This is a genomic window from Paenibacillus sp. JJ1683, from assembly GCF_053006485.1.
This window is the reverse complement of record NZ_CM129820.1, coordinates 4,824,887-4,842,779: the sequence shown is the minus strand read 5'-3', so window position 1 is coordinate 4,842,779 and position 17,893 is coordinate 4,824,887. Positions and strand designations below refer to the sequence as shown.

The following is a 17,893-nucleotide window of genomic DNA, read 5'->3' as shown; positions in this document are numbered from 1 at the left end:
GCGAAATGACGAATAAGGCATTTAATGCTACACGATCAGAAAAGCTGTTTGACCTGTTCAACTATATCCTCATGGCTCTGATCGTGGTGTTGACGCTGTACCCGTTTCTGAACGTACTAGCGATTTCCCTGAACAATTCGACGGACACGGTTCGTGGCGGTATTTATATATGGCCTCGTCAGTTTACACTTGAAAATTACAAAACGATTTTCCAGTACGATGGCCTGCTTCGGGGTCTGCAGGTATCGATTTTACGTACAGTAGTTGGAACGGTGCTGGGACTCATCTGTGCTTCTATGCTTGCATTTACGCTGAGTCGGGTCGATTTCCGCGCGCGCAAGTTCATATCCACGTTTCTGGCGTTGACGATGTATTTTTCCGGCGGAATGGTGCCTGTGTTTATTTTGATGCGTGATTTACATTTGCTGGGCACGTTCTGGGTGTATATTTTTCCGGGGCTGATCAGCGCGTTTAATGTTTTTGTCATTCGTTCCTTTATGGATGGTTTGCCGTATGCGCTACAAGAGTCTGCCAAGCTGGATGGAGCCAATGACTTTACGATATATTGGAAGATTATTTTACCGCTGTGCAAGCCTGTGCTGGCGACAATTGCCCTTTTTTTAGCGGTAAATCAATGGAACGCATGGTTTGATACGTACTTGTACAATGGAACCGCCGCGCAGTGGACAACGCTGCAATTTGAGCTGATGAAGATACTGCAAAGTACGCAGCAAGGCGGCGCCAATATGGCAAATAGCAACGATATGGCTAAGCAAATGGCTCAAATTTCGCCAGAGTCGATTAAAATGGCAATCACGATTACCGTCACGCTTCCGATTTTGCTCGTATATCCATTCCTACAAAAATATTTTGTAGGCGGTATGACACTGGGAGCTGTTAAATCATAACAATCCAATCGTAGCAGTCAATCCACAACGATAAAATCCTAGAAATGCAGGAGGTTTTGAACATGAAAAAACACTGGTCCAGATTTGCACTAATTCCCTTGCTCGCCGTATCGCTTGCCGCACTTGCAGGTTGCGGTGGAAGCAATAAAACAGCGAAAGAAGGCTCATCCAGCGGCACAGACCCAATTACGTTTAGCTTCTTCGGAGCAGATACAAGCCCGCAATGGAATGGAATGAAAGATGAAATAGGCAAGGAAATCACCAAGAAAACAGGTGTAACCTTGAATGCGGAATTTGATGTCAGCGGCGGAGGTGGGGATGACCGGATTGCTTTGATGGCAGCAAGTGGGGAATACCCAGACCTGGTCTCTCCTAAAGCAAATATTAGCAAGCTTGTGGATGCGGGGGCTATGATTGATCTGACCGATCTGATCAACGATCACGCACCCAATCTCAAAAAGCTATACGGCCCCTATATGGATCGGCTGAAATACAGCAATAAGGATCAAGCCATCTATGTTATTCCTACGTATGCAGGGGTGGGACAGGAGAGTTTTGACGCGACGGGGGGATTTGAAATTCAGCATAAGGTGCTCAAGGAACTGGGATATCCCAAGGTAAGAACATTGCAGGATTTTGAAAACGTGCTCAAAACCTATGTAGCCAAACATCCGACGATTAATGGCAAAAAAACGATCCCTCTCACGCTGGATGCAGACGACTGGAGAATTATGATTACCGTAACGAACCCTGCTTTCCAGACAACTGGGGCGCCGGATGATGGTGAATATTTTATTGATCCCAAAACTTTTGAAGCCAAGCTTCATTACAAACGTCCGGAAGAAAAAGAATATTTCCGTTGGTTAAACCACATGTACAATGAAGGGCTGCTCGATAAAGATTCGTTTGTACAAAAAAGTGACCAATACAAATCCAAAATTGCCAGTGGCCGTGTCCTGGGTCTGATCGACCAAGAGTGGGGTTATCAGGATGCCGAAAATGCATTAAAAGCGTCAGGCAAGGCTGATGCCAGTTACGCGCATTTTCCAGTTACACTCTCAGAGGAGTACAAGGATCGTTCCTTTCAGGATACAGGTTTTGCGTCCGGTTATGGTGTAGGGATTACGGAAAGTTGCAAGGACCCGGTGCGGGCTATTAAATTTCTGGATTATTTAGCTTCCGATGAAGGACAGGTGCTAGTGAACTGGGGAATCGAAGGCAAGCACTATGAAATCAAAGACGGCAAACGCGTCATTCCTGCCGATGTATTGGATCAAAAAACGAACAATACAACCAGCTTCAATAAATCCACTGGAATAGACTTGTACACATTAATGAGCGGACACTATGGTGACGGAGTGAAGGACTCTACGGGTAACTACTACACTGCCAAATTCCCGGAACAAATTATCGCGGCTTATTCGAAGCCGGAGAAAGAATCACTGAAAGCGTATGGCGTAAAAACGTGGAAGGAACTGTTTCCAGGAAAAGAAGAATTTGATGTGAAGCCTTGGGGCGCAGCCTATAACCTGACGACAGACAATGAATCCAACTATAACGTTACATTTAAAAAGACGACAGACATAATCCGCAAACGTATACCGGAAGCCATTTTAACACCAGCTTCCAATTTTGATACGGTATACGACAACATGATTAAAGAACTGGATGCCGCCGGAGCTGTCCAAATGGAACAGCAATACACGCAACTGGTGAAGGACAGAGTGGAGTTATGGAGTGGGAAGGCTGCTAAATAACGAGTCCATATTTTCCAAACTTTGAAATCTCGGAGTGACAGAGCGCATGCGCCATGTGCAATATGGGTTCAGCGCTTTGTCTGACCTTGATGAGGGAGGGTTTGAGTTGACGAAAGGCGAAAGACCACAGTCCCTACGGTTATGGTATCGCCAGCCTGCTGAGGTATGGGAGGAAGCATTGCCAGTCGGCAATGGACGGCTGGGAGCTATGGTATTTGGCGGGATCAGAGAGGAGCATTTGCAATTAAACGAGGATACGCTCTGGTCCGGATTTCCCAGAGATGGCGTTCAGTATGATGCATTGCGATATTTAGAGCCTGCCAGAAAGCTGATTGCAGATGGAAAATACAAGGAAGCAGAGCAGCTGATTAATTCGAACATGCTGGGTCGAGATACAGAAGCCTACCAGCCTTTAGGAGATTTGTGGATTACACAGGAGAACCTAGGGGAGATTGCGCATTATGAACGGGAACTGGATATGCAGACCGGAACGGCAGTGGTCACTTTTCAGAGTGATGGAGTCCACTATACTCGTGAAGTTATCGCCAGTGCACCTGATGGAGTCATTATGGTGTCACTGACTGCGAATAAGGTCGGAAAAATCCATGCATCTGTGCGTATGACTACCCCCCATCCTTGTGAGGATGAAGTTGGAGAGGATGCGTTTGGTGATTCCTCCAAAGGGGCCAACGATAACGATCCATCCGAGGAACCGACCAGGGACTTCATTACGTTGACTGGACGAGCGCCCAGTCATGTGGAATCTAATCATCACGGTGATCATCCACAGTCTGTCGTTTACGAAAATGATTTGGGGATGGCTTTTGCAGTTCAGGCGAGGGTTATTCCCGAGGGAGGAACCTTGACGACGAGGGATGACGGAGCGTTGATCATCTCGGACGCGGATAAAATCACGGTGTATTTGGCAGCGGCTACCGGATTTCGGGGATTTCAGGCTATGCCGAATAGTGATGCAACAGAGTCGGCAGAAGCATGCAAAGTCATTCTAGACGGAGCGATTTCGCTAGGAAGTGAGCAGGTGCGGCAACGCCATGAGCAGGATCACCGGAAGCTGTTTGACCGTGTTGCATTAGAACTGGGAAGTGACACGCTAACTGACGAGTCCGTTCTCCCGACGGATCTGCGATTAGAACGCTATCAGAAAGGTCAGGCAGACCAGGGGCTGGAAGTGCTGTTATTCCAATATGGACGTTATTTGCTAATGGGCAGTTCACGTCCGGGCAGTCAGCCCGCCAATCTTCAGGGCATCTGGAATGACCGGGTACAGCCGCCGTGGAACAGTAACTATACAACCAATATTAATACACAGATGAACTATTGGCCCGCAGAGGTGTGTAATCTTGCCGAGTGCCATGAGCCATTGCTGCACATGATTGGAGAAGTCGGTCGTACGGGACGCAGGGTCGCTTCCATCAATTATGGGGCTCAAGGATGGACAGCTCACCACAATATTGATGTGTGGCGAAACGCCGGACCGTCAGGTGGCCATGCCAGTTGGGCATTTTGGCCGCTTGGGGGTGTATGGCTGACCGCTCACCTATGGGAGCGTTATCTGTTCACCTTGGATACAACCTATTTGGCAGAACAGGCTTATCCACTTATGAAGGGGGCGGCGGCCTTTTGCCTAGACTGGCTTGTGGAGGGCCCGGATGGTCGGCTTGTAACGTCCCCCTCCACTTCGCCTGAAAATAAATTCATCACGCCCGAAGGCGAGGATTGCAGTATATCCATGGGCTCTACGATGGACATGACGCTGATTCGGGAGCTATTGAGCAACTGTATTCAGGCCGCGGATCTGTTGGAGTTAGACGATGAGTTCCGTAGACGCTGCGAAGAGACACGGGAACGATTAATACCCTATCAAATCGGCCGTCACGGTCAGTTACAGGAGTGGATGGTCGATTTTGAGGAAGCGGAGCCTGGGCATCGACATGTTTCGCATCTTTTCGGGCTTTACCCCGGCCGACAGATCCATATCCGCGATACTCCAGAGCTGGCTGAGGCGGCTCGCATATCGCTACGCCGCCGGCTCGATCATGGTGGCGGTCATACCGGGTGGAGCTGTGCCTGGTTGATTAACCTGTACGCCCGGCTGGAAGATGGCGACACTGCGCATCGGTATGTTCGCACGTTGCTGTCGCGATCGACCTACCCTAATTTATTCGACGCTCACCCGCCTTTTCAGATCGACGGTAACTTTGGTGCGACGGCAGGCATCGCAGAAATGCTGCTGCAAAGCCGCCCGGGCGAGCTGACGCTATTGCCTGCCCTGCCATCGGCATGGCCTGAAGGACGGGTCAGCGGCTTGAAAGGGCGTGGCGGAATTACGGTCAGCATGGAATGGTCCGGTTCGCGGCTCGTCCGTGCGGAGCTTACCACATCGGTCCAGACGGGAAGCTGTACGATTCGCAGTGCACATCCGTTTAGCGTTGATGATCGTCGGGCTCAGCCTGATCCCAAGCACGGAGGATTTATTTTGTCATGGACTTTTACCAAAAAGCAGGAAACAACCAATGAATATACGATTATAATTGAGGGAGAGGAAGAGACACAATGACTATTTTTCAATTTCCGCAGGACTTTATGTGGGGTACCGCAACGGCCGCCTACCAAATCGAGGGGGCTTACCAGGAGGATGGAAGAGGGTTGTCGATCTGGGATACCTTTGCCCATACGCCTGGCAAAGTGTTCAACGGTGACAACGGCAATGTAGCTTGTGACAGCTATCATCGTTACGAAGAAGATATCCGTCTCATGAAGGAGCTGGGCATTCGTACATATCGTTTCTCGGTGTCCTGGCCACGTATATTCCCTAATGGTGATGGTGAAGTCAATCAAGAGGGATTGGACTATTATCATCGTGTAGTTGATTTGTTGAATGACAACGGAATTGAACCGTTTTGTACACTGTATCACTGGGATCTGCCTCAGGCGCTACAGGATGCCGGAGGATGGGGAAATCGTCGCACAATTCAGGCATTTGTCCAGTTTGCGGAAACGATGTTCCGTGAGTTTCACGGTAAAATACAGCATTGGCTGACATTCAATGAACCGTGGTGTATCGCCTTTTTATCCAATATGCTGGGAGTTCATGCCCCGGGTCTGACGAATCTCCAGACTGCGATTGATGTAGGACATCATCTGCTGGTTGCGCATGGCCTATCTGTACGCCGATTCCGCGAGCTTGGCACCAGTGGCCAGATCGGTATCGCCCCAAATGTCTCCTGGGCTGTTCCTTACAGCACTTCTGAGGAAGATAAAGCGGCTTGTGCACGCACGATTTCCCTGCACAGTGACTGGTTTCTCCAGCCTATTTATCAAGGCTCGTATCCTCAGTTTTTGGTAGACTGGTTTGCGGAACAGGGAGCCACCGTACCTATACAAGATGGAGATATGGACATTATCGGTGAGCCAATTGATATGATTGGTATCAATTATTATAGTATGTCGGTTAATCGATTTAATCCGGAGGCAGGATTTCTTCAATCTGAAGAAATCAATATGGGACTACCTGTAACAGATATCGGCTGGCCGGTGGAGTCACGTGGGCTGTATGAGGTACTACATTATTTGCAAAAATACGGTAACATCGATATTTACATCACAGAGAACGGGGCATGTATCAATGATGAGGTCGTAAACGGAAAGGTGCAAGATGATCGTCGAATTTCCTACATGCAGCAGCATTTGGTGCAGGTGCACCGGGCAATTCATGATGGTCTTCATGTTAAAGGCTATATGGCATGGTCACTTTTGGACAATTTTGAGTGGGCAGAGGGGTATAATATGAGATTTGGCATGATTCATGTCGATTTTCGCACACAGGTCCGCACCCCCAAGGAAAGTTACTATTGGTATCGAAATGTAGTAAGTAATAACTGGTTGGAGACTAGACGCTAAACAAAGAGAAATGATCTGAATATAAAGCAAATTTAGGTCTGCCTCCGCTCCCGTTTGTTTAAATAGGAGGTCCTCTGGGGTAATAATAGCCAAGATGAATTACAGATGGTTCTAGTATATAGAGGCCGGCAAGAATAAAAAAATAAAAAATGTGCATACTGAAAAAAATACCTGGCGAGGGCACTTTTTAACCATTTTAAACTAGAGGGAGTGGAGGGTATGGCTTCGAATTTTAGAAAATCAGGATCAAGGGATAACCAAATGAGCCGCACGGTATCTGTTATTTCTTTGATCGCTTGCATTGTAGGTATTATTCTTATTTTGCTTGATATAGGGAATTTAACCGATCGTAATATCTATCTAATGACAGGCATTGGCGCCTTTGCTGCCGGAATTTTCATTTTTCTAATCGGGAAATCATTTGTCATTGCCCGCAAGAAGGAAGACCAAGAGAACGGACATCGTTAATACAATTGAAAAGATGATGTAAAACTGATAACGAAAACAACAGCGCGGGGCTTCGAGCAGTGTAGGATGATAACTGTAAGGAGTCCCGATTTTTGCTTTAATATAGCTTTTTTAAGATACTTCAAGATGCATAATTAACGTTTTTATATGTCATTTTTGAATTAAAAAGAAATTTTGAATTTGCAAGAGAAATTTTATTTTTAGAGAGGTTTTTCACAAAAATCGGACAAATAATCGACAATTCTGTTAACAATAAAAAAAGTGGCCGCTTTTCTGCTATCTTATATAAGGGCAACATTACAGGAGTTCGTTAGTTTTGAGTAATTTACTATTTTAAGGAGAGGGGAACAACATGAACAAAAAACCAAAAGCGATTATTGCGTTGGTTTTGACCGTGCTCACGGTAGCATTGCTCATCTGGACGTGTTTTTATGCTGGCGGAAAATACGTTGTTTTCGATCCGAAAGGACCAATTGGGCAAGCACAAAAAGAGCTGATCATTCTTACAACTGCATTGTCTGCGCTTATAATTGTACCGGTTATGATTTTGACCTTCTTCATCGTTTGGCGGTATCGCGACACCCCAACAAACAAGGTGAAGTATCAACCCCATTGGGATGACAGCAAAAAGCTGGAAACCACATGGTGGGCTATTCCGATTATCGTTATCTGTATTATTGCGGTCATCACTGCGAGATATACCTACATGCTGGAGCCTTCCAAGCCGATTGCAAGCACGCAAAAGCCAGTAACGATTCAAGTAACCTCATTGGACTGGAAATGGCTCTTTATGTACCCAGAGGAAGGTATAGCTACAGTTAACCAAGTTCACATTCCTAAAGGTGTTCCAGTCCGTTTTGAACTGACTGCTGACGCTCCGATGAACTCGTTCTGGATTCCGCAATTGGGCGGTCAAATCTACACCATGTCAGGCATGGCCATGAAACTGCATTTGCAGGCCGATCACGAAGGAACTTACTTTGGCTCGGGTGCAAACTTTAGCGGTGAGCATTTTGGACAAATGCGTTTTGATGTAGAAGTCCAGTCGGATGAAGAGTATAAAAACTGGGTCGCTGACATCAAGAAGCAGTCTAAGCCGCTGACGAAAGACGGCTATTTGGCGCTTGCAAAACCAGGTTTGTCCCAGCCTGATGAGTATTCTTCGATTCCAGACGGATTGTTCAAAGAGATTGTCAACAAGTATGTAGTGGAAGGCTCTTCTAACCCCCATGCTGGACATGGTGAAGCTACATCCACAGAAGATTCATCCAAGACCGGCACAGAAGAGCATGCCGAAATGGATATGAGTCATATGAATATGAGCGGACACAATTAAAATGATTATAGGGAAGGAGGCCCCCAATGCTTGACAAAATAAAAGAGTTTGCATCCACTTTCTTCGTTACTGGAGACCCGATGATCTATGGAGCGGACGTTTCCATCGCACTAGCAACGATCGGGATCGTGTTTGTGCTCACTTATTTCAAAAAATGGGGCTGGCTTTGGAAAAACTGGTTGACTACGGTTGACCATAAAAAAGTCGGTATTATGTATATTCTTGCGGCCATCTTGATGTTATTCCGCGGAGGCGTGGATGCATTATTGATGCGTATTCAACTTGCTACACCTGATGTGACACTCTTACATCCTGAGCATTACAACCAGATTTTTACAACTCACGGCACAATCATGATCTTGTTTATGGCGATGCCGTTGATGTTTGGTTTGTTTAACATCGCCGTACCCCTTCAAATTGGTGCGCGCGACGTTGCGTTTCCTTTCCTGAACGCATTGAGCTTCTGGCTTTTCTTTATGGGTGCGATGTTGTTCAACTTGTCCTTCGTTATTGGCGGTTCGCCAGATGCAGGCTGGTTGAGTTATCCACCGCTCTCAGAACTGCAATTTAGTCCTGGCGTCGGTCAGAACTTCTATATCTGGGGTATTCAGATTTCCGGTATAGGTTCATTGGCTACAGGGATCAACTTTATTGTTACCATCATTAAAATGCGCGCACCTGGTATGACTTGGATGAAAATGCCTGTCTTTACGTGGTCCGTATTTTCATCATGTGTTATTATCATTTTCGCGTTCCCGATTCTGACGGTTACTTTAGCTTTGCTATTCCTTGACCGCTTTGGAGGAGGACACTTCTTTACCCTTGATTTCGGCGGTAACCCGATGATGTATATCAACTTGATCTGGATGTGGGGTCACCCTGAGGTATACATTGTAGTATTGCCAGCCTTCGGTATTTATTCCGAGGTTATCAGCGTATTCTCTAAAAAGAAATTGTTTGGTTACAAATCCATGGTTTACGCCATGTTCATTATTGCGATCCTGTCCTTCTTCACATGGGCGCATCACTTCTTCACAATGGGATCAGGCGCAGATGTTAATGCATTCTTTGCGATTTCGACGATGGTTATCGCAATACCGACAGGGGTTAAAGTATTTAACTGGCTGTTCACGATGTACCGGGGTAAACTCGAATTTAAAACTCCGATGATGTGGTCTATTGCATTTATTCCGAACTTCCTGATTGCAGGTTTGACGGGCGTCATGTTATCTGTAGCGCCTGCGGACTTCCAGTTCCATAACAGTTACTTCCTGATCGCTCACTTTCACTCTGCTCTGATTGGTGGGGTAGTGTTCGGTTACCTGGCAGGTCTGTACTACTGGTGGCCCAAAATGTTCGGTTTCACATTGCCTGAAACGCCTGGTAAATGGGCTTTCTGGTTCTGGAATATCGGGTTCTATGTATGTTTCATTCCGCAATATTCCCTCGGTCTGATGGGTATGACACGTCGTCTGAGCACTTACGGCTGGGATACTGGCTGGCAGCCGCTTAACATGGTGTCAACCGTTGGGGCATTCCTGATGGGGATTGGTTTCTTGTTCCAGGTTCTTCAAATTCTTCTGGGTATCAAAAATTACCGCAAGCTGAAGGATACAACTGGCGACCCTTGGGGTGGTCACACGTTGGAATGGTCAATTCCTTCACCTGCACCGGAATACAATTTTGCTACCATTCCGCAAGTAGAAGAACGCGATGACTGGTGGGCAGAAAAAGATAAACGTGCAAAAGGTATCTTCAGAAAGCAACCGCCAATTGAAGCGATTCATATGCCGAAAAACTCGGCGATTCCATTCATTATGTCGGTATTCTTTTTCATTGCAGGTTTCGGTTTCGTATTTGGATGGTCGTTCTTCTATATTCCAGGGCTGATCGGCGTAGCAATTTGTATGATTTGCCGTTCGTTCTTCTCTTATGATGGCGACTACTATATCCCTGCGGATGAAGTAAAACGCACGGAAGCGGCAATAAGGGGGTCTGTATAATGGCACAAGCAGCAGCACATCACAGCCATGATCATGACCACGGGCATCACGATCCGCAAGAATTGAAGATGCTTGGTTTTTGGATCTTCCTCGTAACGGATGTAATCCTGTTCAGTACCTTGTTCGCAACCTTCGTCGTCCTTCGGAACAACACAGCCGGAGGACCAGGTGGCGCAGAGCTGTTTAACATGACGGGCGTTATTATTGAAACGTTCCTCTTGCTCACAAGCAGCTTCACAAGTGGTCTGGCTGTGTTGGCTATGAACAAAGGAAGCATGAAGGGATTAATCAACTGGTTAATCGTGACGGCAATCCTGGGTCTTGGTTTTATCGGTTTTGAAGTTTACGAGTTTGTTGAAATCGTACATGAAGGTGCTAATTTTGGAACCAGTGCGTTCTTGTCGGCATTCTTCACCTTGGTCGGAACACACGGACTTCACGTTTCGTTAGGTCTGGTTTGGATGATTGGACTTATGTTCCAGTTGAAAAAACGCGGACTTACTCCAGAGACGAAGGGCAAAGTTTCGGCATTGAGCTTGTACTGGCACTTTTTGGACGCTGTCTGGATCTTCTTGCTGACAGTTGTCTATTTGATGGGGGTGATGTAGATGGCACAGCATCAATCAGGAGCAGGTTCGCATGGTCATGATGATTCTCACGGTTCAGTGAAATCCTATGTTATCGGATTTATTCTGTCCATCGTACTGACCATCATTCCTCTCGGCGTGGTTATGAATCATATGTTGAGCCGCACTTCGACGATGGTTGTTATTTTAGCCGCGGCAGTGCTGCAATTTCTGGTTCAGCTATTCTTCTTTATGCACATTCGTGAAAGCAATGGACCACGTTGGAATGTGATGACTTTAATCTTTGGTATAGTGATCCTGTTGACCGTCGTTGGCGGTTCTGTATGGATTATGGAATACAACATGGTAGCACACTAATAAATAACACAAAGAGGAAGCGGCTCTATGCCGCTTCTTCTTTTTTTGTAAAGGGCCTGCTGAAATTAAACTGTGGCTTCTTGAACTCAAGTTTGCATGTGTGTAAAATGGAATTGTATAACAGAAGAGTGAAAAAGATAATACTAATGGAGAGTGAGGAAAACGTCATGAACACCGAAATATTGTTTAAACCTTTTAAGATAGGTAACTTATCGCTTCCCAATCGGATCGTTATGGCTCCCATGACACGAAATTTTTCTCCCCAAGGTGTTCCAGGACCTGAGGTTGCTGCGTATTATCGTCGTCGTGCGGAAAATGCTGTTGGATTGATTATTACGGAGGGAACGGCTATTAATCATCCCGCAGCTGTGGAGCATACAGGCATCCCTAACTTTTATGGTGAAGGGTTAAAGGGGTGGGCCAAGGTAGTAGAGGAGGTCCATGCGGCAGGTGGCAAAATTATACCGCAACTTTGGCATGTGGGTACGGCCCGGAAAATAGGTGCGGATAACCAACCGAATCCCGAGGCATTGCCTGTCGGTCCTTCGGGTATTTCTCCCGCCGGTGAAAAGGTAGTTGAGCCATTGACGGAGGCGGAAATTGCGGATATCATCGCAGCCTTTGCTCAGGCCGCTACCGATGCCAAGCAGGTGGGGTTTGACGGCATTGAACTTCATGGAGCGCATGGCTATTTAATAGATCAATTTTTTTGGGATAAAACCAATAAGCGTACCGATCAATATGGAGGCGATTTGGTTCAGCGGACCCGGTTTGCGGTCGAGGTTATTGAAGCTTGTCGCCGTGCAGTGGGTCCGGATTTTCCAATTGTACTGCGATTCTCCCAGTGGAAGATGTACCATTATGGAGAAAAGCTGGCACAGACACCACAGGAACTTGAACAGTTTCTTGCACCATTGGTACGAGCCGGGGTGGATGTATTCCATTGCTCAAGCCGCCGTTTCTGGGAACCAGAATTTGAAGGATCAGATCTAAACCTAGCAGCTTGGACCAAAAAGATAACCGGCAAGCCAGTGATTACAGTGGGATCAATTGGCATGGAGAAGGCCTTTTTAAGTGATTTGGAGAAAAATGATAATCGTCAGACTGAGCAATCCAGTAATGTAGAGGCCAGATTAGAGCAGCTCGTGGAGTTACTAGAACGAGAGGAATTTGATTTGGTTGCAGTTGGACGTGCATTGCTGGTTGATCCGGCATTTGCAGTAAAATTGCGTGATCAACAGATAAAAGAAATAATTCCTTACAGTGATGAAGTATTAAAAACGTTGGAATAAGAAAATTTCCGTTACAGGGCAAGCTGTAATATAAGCTATTCGTAAATTCTACGAATTTGCTATAATAGAAGCATCAAGTCGAAATACACGGGGTGAAAAGGATGAATTCTGAAACGGAAGCTTTGGATTGTGAGCCGGCTTGTCACGGTTCAGATCAGGAAATTGAGCGCATAAAATCTTCCCTTGTTGAGGATTCCATCGCATACAAAATGTCGGAGCTGTTTAAGGCGCTGGGTGACCCGACACGGATTAAGCTGATTTATGCCCTGGCCCAAAAGGAACTGTGTGTTCATGATTTAACACAGGTGTTGAACATGGGCCAATCTGCTGTATCCCACCAGCTTCGTTATTTGCGCAACCTGCGTATTGTCAAACGACGCAAGGAAGGCAAGACAGTGTTTTATTCACTGGATGATAATCATGTGGAGCAGATTTTTTTGCAAACCCATCAGCACATATCACATCAATGATTTTTGACAAACCAACAGCAGGGCGCCAAGCAATTGGCGCTCTTTTGGTGCTTGTCCATTGAAGTCGATTTTTTTTGTTAATAAGGGCTATGATCATTGACTTTTACCCCTAAACCTGAATATAATGACCTTAACAAATAATATATGAACAGTTGCTCATATATAGCTAATTGGAGGCCAATTATTATGGATGCTCTAAAAAGAAATGAACGGCATGAATGGATTTTGGAAGGTTTGGATTGCGCCAACTGTGCTCTTAAGATTGAAAATGGAGTCAGTAAAATAGAAGGGGTTCTGGATTGCTCGGTCAATTTTGTAACAAAAACGTTGACGATGACCACAACTTCGGATCAAAAAGAAGAGGTTTTTCGCCAAACGGAACGGAAGGTTCATAGACTTGAGCCTCATGTTCGGATGGTTGCTAAAAGTGTCGGTGGACGCCTGCGCGAAGACAGCCGAAGCAGCGTTGGTGCCGCACAGGCAAGCTGCACAGAGGATTGCGCATGTGGTCATGAGCATGATGGTGAAGGACATAATCACAATGATGGACAGCATGGTGCTCACAGTCATGGTGGCCACAGCCATGAAGCGCATGGCGCGCACGATGGGCACGACCACGGTAATCATACACACGTACATCACAATCACCATGCAGTGCACGATCATGGTGAAGCTACCCATGCTCACTCACATTCGCACTCGCATAATGATGATAGCCATGCCGGGCATACGCATGATCATGGTACGGACGGTATGCGCCGTATGATTGCGCGTCTGTCCATAGGAGCGGTTATTGCAGCTGTTGCCTGGTGGTTACCTGTTGAAGGTGTGGGCAAGCTGGCTCTATTTTTAGTGGCATATATCATCGTTGGCGGTGATGTTGTCTTGCAGGCTGCACGTAGCTTGGTGCGTGGAATGGCCTTTGACGAGTATTTCCTGATGACGCTGGCTACGGTGGGTGCATTTGCTATTGGGGAATACCCCGAAGGCGTAGCTGTCATGTTCTTTTATCAAATCGGAGAGCTATTCCAAGGCATTGCAGTTAACCGTTCACGCAAGTCCATCAGTGATCTGATGGATATTAGGCCAGACTATGCCAACCTGAAGACCGCTGAGTCCGTACGGAGGGTGTCTCCAGAAGAGATTCGCGTTGGAGATTTGATCGTAATCAAGCCGGGTGAGAAGATTCCGCTGGATGGTAAGGTTGTAGAAGGCAAGTCGCATGTCGATACCTCGGCGTTGACCGGTGAATCTGTGCCTCGTACCGTTGAGCCGGGAAGCAGTGTGATGAGTGGATTTGTGAACACGAATGGACTTCTGACGGTAGAGGTCAGCAAGGGATTTAGTGAATCAGCGGTCTCCAAAATTTTGGAACTGGTGCAAAATGCGAGTGCCAAAAAAGCGCCGACTGAAAAGTTTATCACGAAATTTTCCAGATATTATACTCCTGTAGTGGTTATTGTAGCGTTGTTGTTGGCAGTTGTTCCTCCGCTTGTTGTGCCGGGTGCACAGTTTGCAGATTGGTTATATCGTGCGCTTGTCTTCCTCGTTATTTCTTGTCCGTGTGCGCTGGTGGTGTCCATTCCACTGGGCTTCTTTGGCGGAATCGGGGCAGCCTCCCGTTCAGGTGTGCTGATCAAGGGCGGTAATTATCTTGAAGCCCTGAATCATGTAAAATACGCTGTTTTTGATAAAACAGGTACGCTCACCAAAGGTGTGTTCCACGTGACCGGGATTTATCCTGCCGAAGCTTTTACGAAGGAAAGTCTGCTGGAGACTGCTGCATTGGCCGAGATGCACTCCACGCATCCTATCGCAGCTTCCTTGCGTGAAGCTCATGGCAATGAACTTCAAACGGAGCGAGTGCAGCAATATAGCGAAATATCCGGCCACGGGATTCAGGCCCAGATCGATGGGCACAAGGTATTGGCCGGAAACGCTAAGCTGATGGAGCGGGAGCGTATTGCTTTTAATGTGGCGCAGCAAGCAGGGCCAATGGATGAAGGAACGGTCGTACATGTGGCTGTAGACGGAACGTATGCTGGCTGCATTCTGATATCGGATGAGGTTAAGGAGGATGCGGCCAAGACGATTGCTTCGCTGAAAAAGCTGGGGGTGGTCAAAACCATCATGCTAACAGGTGACAATCGGACAGTTGCCGAGGCTGTAGGACGTCAGTTAGGTCTGGATGAAGTACGGGCAGAACTGTTGCCTCAGCATAAAGCCGAAGCCATTGAGCAGTTGTCTGCAAGTAAAAAACCGAGCGATAAAATCTTGTTTGTAGGTGATGGAATTAATGATACACCTGTACTTGCCTTGGCAGATGTTGGTGTAGCGATGGGCGGTTTGGGTTCGGACGCTGCGATTGAAGCAGCAGATATCGTAATCATGAACGACGAGCCTTCAAGGCTGGTGACGGCGATTCATATTGCCCAACGCACACGCCGTATCGTATGGCAAAACATTATATTTGCGCTAGGTGTCAAAGCAGTATTTCTCACATTGGGCGCGTTTGGTATTGCTACTATGTGGGAGGCTGTATTCTCCGACGTAGGTGTAACACTGCTAGCCGTATTAAATGTGATGCGTGTGCTGAAGGTTGGTTCTGACGAATAAAAAGGGAACACCCCCGTTAACATTGGATGTAGACATCCTATGAAAACAGGGGGTGTTTTTATAGCAGCCTTTTTTGTGTAGACATGTGCTTTCAGCAGTATAGAGACCTATTTTTCTCATATATAGTAGTTGTGCAGAGATGTATAAATGTGGGGAGGGTCTAATAAGTTTAAGGTAGGGACTTTATAAGTAAGACCCATGTAACATTCGGTTGGTCAGTAATTAGTAAGCGTTTTCTTTATTTGGAGGGGTACTCGAATTCGTGTGTGCCAACTTGCTGACGAAAGAAAGGATGGATTACTAGCATGGAGGCTAAACTGATGCAGGTATTCGCAGAGCTTTTGGGTGGCATAAACAGCCGGGATTGCAACGTTCCAGAGCCAGGTATGGAGTCTACTACACTGAGATTGGCTATGGAGACGCTAAGAGCAGGAAGCCATCAAGTATCTGCTGCACAGGAGGAAGATCCATTGGGCTGGCTGGTTAGTTTAGCCGAGCAGGGTGCAATCAGTCGAGCGGAAGCATTGCTGGCTGCAAACCCGGAATTACTTGGAGAGCCGATGCTGAATAACGGCAATGATACAGAGCAAGCCATGGACACACTACTAAAATGGAGCGATGAATACAGCGACACCTCCATACGGCTTTATGTGGATGCTCCTGCAAGTATGAGTCGTAAAAGTACAGAGGAAGCATCAGGAATAGGTAGTCTTGACGGTTATAGTCTGCTGCATGGTCCATTGTCACTGGCATCCGGCCGCGTGAGGGAATTATGCTATGCCTATTTGGAAGCGGCAGAGTCTGGACAAAAGATTCATGCCCCTGACGGGGAGCCCGATCCCATCCTTGTCCCAGGTTCCCGTGCATCCGAGACGTACACATCATTTAATAAAGCATCTGGTTTGCCTGGATTGTGTGAGCATCTGTCCCGACGAATCATTGGCCTGCTGGAAACAGAGTACGAGGGCTTGTTTGAGTTGCTGGGCGGATTGCCGCTGACTATAGCTTTGACTGAGCAGAATAATACAGTGGGCATCGGAAGTCTGCAGGATATGCAGCTGGAGGCATTACTGCGTGCAGCGTTGCGGAGTATGCGACAAGGGGGAGAACCACGGCTGGAGATTATGGTGCGCAATCCGGCTGACGTAAACCAGTTTCAGACTATCCGAGACTGGATTGACGGCGTTGCCGAGCAAACGTTGTGTGGGCGCCTGCGGTGCGTTCCATATCGGGTAGGCGTACTTTTGACGATTGATGCAAGTTTGGTGCCTGATGCAGGCCATACATGGAGTGAGCAATCCGCACAGTCCGAGAAGTCGGCCAACGCCGATAACATGTTCGAAGTGAGCGTACGACAGACCAAGCAGGCGGCTCAAGCTGCAGATTTGGCACGCTTTGCCGATATGATCATTTTAGAAGTCATACCAGTTCCATCTGATGACAACAGAGCTGGGGATTCGCTGATTCCATCCGTTGTTGATGGTCATGAGAATGCTAATGATACGATAAAACGCATAATGGAAGCTGTTCGGCGTGTAAAGCCCGAGCTTCCTATATGGGTGGCGATAGATGAAATTCACCAGTCCCTGGATGGGAATTGGATTTGGGAGAACAAACTGACGGGGGTCATTTGCTCGGATTCAACAGTTCCTGTTGTACGCCTCGCGGCTGCGCGTTGGAGACTGCAACAGCAAGCCAATCGTCAACACACTTCAGAAACTGCACACCCTCATGCGTGGAAGTTTCCACTATAGTCTGAAGATAACCTGAATTCATGTAATAGAGGATTTTGCAAAGATCCAGTAAGCGACTTTCAATGAACAATATATAGATCGAAATGGTCTAGTTCGTCTATATATTGCACTTTGGAGCGACTGGAATCGAATTTTGCAAATCCTGAATAAAACGCTTTGTAATATAGAGGATACCTGCGTTGTTTGCGCGGGTATCTTTTTTTATTTAGGCTATTAGCAGTTTACAAGTGGAAAAGAAAGGGTATATAATAAAACAAAAGTTTCTCTAAAGCAAAATAATTGTATAGATGCAAAAATGATTATCATTCTCATTGCCAAACATGCTGCTTCGGGCTTCCCGAAGCAGCATGTGCTATTTTAGGGCACTTAACAATGGATATCATTCTCAATGAGATGCAAGTACAAGGAACCAAAAATGGAAAGG

General features: G+C 46.7%; 13 protein-coding genes. All 13 read left to right on the top strand.

The window, feature by feature from the left end:
- The first annotated feature begins 5 nt into the window (after positions 1 to 5).
- Positions 6 to 908, top strand: coding sequence for a carbohydrate ABC transporter permease (locus tag ACUC6J_RS20940; RefSeq protein WP_016820331.1), 903 nt, complete (start codon positions 6 to 8; stop codon positions 906 to 908).
- Between the two features lie 62 nt (positions 909 to 970).
- The gene (locus ACUC6J_RS20935) at positions 971 to 2,665 is read left to right on the top strand and encodes an ABC transporter substrate-binding protein (RefSeq protein ID WP_447249371.1); all 1,695 of its coding nucleotides are present in this window, start codon (positions 971 to 973) and stop codon (positions 2,663 to 2,665) included.
- 106 nt (positions 2,666 to 2,771) lie between these two features.
- Positions 2,772 to 5,243, top strand: a complete 2,472-nt coding sequence (locus tag ACUC6J_RS20930; protein ID WP_447249370.1) for a glycoside hydrolase family 95 protein — start codon at positions 2,772 to 2,774, stop codon at positions 5,241 to 5,243.
- Positions 5,240 to 6,586, top strand: coding sequence for a GH1 family beta-glucosidase (locus ACUC6J_RS20925; RefSeq protein WP_025365850.1), 1,347 nt, complete (start codon positions 5,240 to 5,242; stop codon positions 6,584 to 6,586). Before ACUC6J_RS20930 ends, ACUC6J_RS20925 begins: the two co-directional genes overlap by 4 nt.
- 219 nt (positions 6,587 to 6,805) lie before the next feature.
- Positions 6,806 to 7,054 (top strand): hypothetical protein, encoded by a 249-nt coding sequence (locus ACUC6J_RS20920; RefSeq protein ID WP_016820327.1) that lies wholly within the window; start codon positions 6,806 to 6,808, stop codon positions 7,052 to 7,054.
- 352 nt (positions 7,055 to 7,406) lie between these two features.
- On the top strand, positions 7,407 to 8,390 hold the full coding sequence (gene cyoA, locus ACUC6J_RS20915; protein WP_016820326.1) for a ubiquinol oxidase subunit II: 984 nt from the start codon (positions 7,407 to 7,409) through the stop codon (positions 8,388 to 8,390).
- A gap of 26 nt (positions 8,391 to 8,416) precedes the next feature.
- Positions 8,417 to 10,393, top strand: coding sequence for a cbb3-type cytochrome c oxidase subunit I (locus tag ACUC6J_RS20910; protein WP_013373105.1), 1,977 nt, complete (start codon positions 8,417 to 8,419; stop codon positions 10,391 to 10,393).
- Positions 10,393 to 11,001, top strand: coding sequence for a cytochrome o ubiquinol oxidase subunit III (gene cyoC, locus ACUC6J_RS20905; protein ID WP_016820325.1), 609 nt, complete (start codon positions 10,393 to 10,395; stop codon positions 10,999 to 11,001). Before ACUC6J_RS20910 ends, cyoC begins: the two co-directional genes overlap by 1 nt.
- Positions 11,002 to 11,337, top strand: a complete 336-nt coding sequence (gene cyoD, locus ACUC6J_RS20900; protein ID WP_016820324.1) for a cytochrome o ubiquinol oxidase subunit IV — start codon at positions 11,002 to 11,004, stop codon at positions 11,335 to 11,337.
- 167 nt (positions 11,338 to 11,504) lie between these two features.
- Positions 11,505 to 12,629, top strand: coding sequence for an NADH:flavin oxidoreductase (locus ACUC6J_RS20895; protein ID WP_447249369.1), 1,125 nt, complete (start codon positions 11,505 to 11,507; stop codon positions 12,627 to 12,629).
- Between the two features lie 101 nt (positions 12,630 to 12,730).
- Positions 12,731 to 13,099, top strand: coding sequence for an ArsR/SmtB family transcription factor (locus ACUC6J_RS20890; protein WP_007432172.1), 369 nt, complete (start codon positions 12,731 to 12,733; stop codon positions 13,097 to 13,099).
- 186 nt (positions 13,100 to 13,285) lie between these two features.
- Positions 13,286 to 15,715 carry a heavy metal translocating P-type ATPase gene (locus ACUC6J_RS20885; RefSeq protein ID WP_447249368.1) on the top strand — a complete coding sequence of 810 codons (2,430 nt, stop codon included), beginning with the start codon at positions 13,286 to 13,288 and terminating at the stop codon, positions 15,713 to 15,715.
- 305 nt (positions 15,716 to 16,020) lie between these two features.
- Positions 16,021 to 17,469, top strand: a complete 1,449-nt coding sequence (locus ACUC6J_RS20880) for a PEP-utilizing protein (protein WP_447249367.1) — start codon at positions 16,021 to 16,023, stop codon at positions 17,467 to 17,469.
- Positions 17,470 to 17,893 lie beyond the last annotated feature (424 nt).

Bases quoted from the DNA above. Each gene is read 5' to 3' on its own strand.
- ACUC6J_RS20925 (WP_025365850.1), top strand. From the start codon at position 5,240: ATGACTATTTTTCAATTTCCGCAGGACTTTATGTGGGGTACCGCAACG.
- ACUC6J_RS20920 (WP_016820327.1), top strand. From the start codon at position 6,806: ATGGCTTCGAATTTTAGAAAATCAGGATCAAGGGATAACCAAATGAGC.
- ACUC6J_RS20910 (WP_013373105.1), top strand. From the start codon at position 8,417: ATGCTTGACAAAATAAAAGAGTTTGCATCCACTTTCTTCGTTACTGGA.
- cyoA (WP_016820326.1), top strand. From the start codon at position 7,407: ATGAACAAAAAACCAAAAGCGATTATTGCGTTGGTTTTGACCGTGCTC.
- ACUC6J_RS20940 (WP_016820331.1), top strand. From the start codon at position 6: ATGACGAATAAGGCATTTAATGCTACACGATCAGAAAAGCTGTTTGAC.
- cyoD (WP_016820324.1), top strand. From the start codon at position 11,002: ATGGCACAGCATCAATCAGGAGCAGGTTCGCATGGTCATGATGATTCT.
- ACUC6J_RS20880 (WP_447249367.1), top strand. From the start codon at position 16,021: ATGGAGGCTAAACTGATGCAGGTATTCGCAGAGCTTTTGGGTGGCATA.
- ACUC6J_RS20935 (WP_447249371.1), top strand. From the start codon at position 971: ATGAAAAAACACTGGTCCAGATTTGCACTAATTCCCTTGCTCGCCGTA.
- cyoC (WP_016820325.1), top strand. From the start codon at position 10,393: ATGGCACAAGCAGCAGCACATCACAGCCATGATCATGACCACGGGCAT.
- ACUC6J_RS20895 (WP_447249369.1), top strand. From the start codon at position 11,505: ATGAACACCGAAATATTGTTTAAACCTTTTAAGATAGGTAACTTATCG.
- ACUC6J_RS20890 (WP_007432172.1), top strand. From the start codon at position 12,731: ATGAATTCTGAAACGGAAGCTTTGGATTGTGAGCCGGCTTGTCACGGT.
- ACUC6J_RS20885 (WP_447249368.1), top strand. From the start codon at position 13,286: ATGGATGCTCTAAAAAGAAATGAACGGCATGAATGGATTTTGGAAGGT.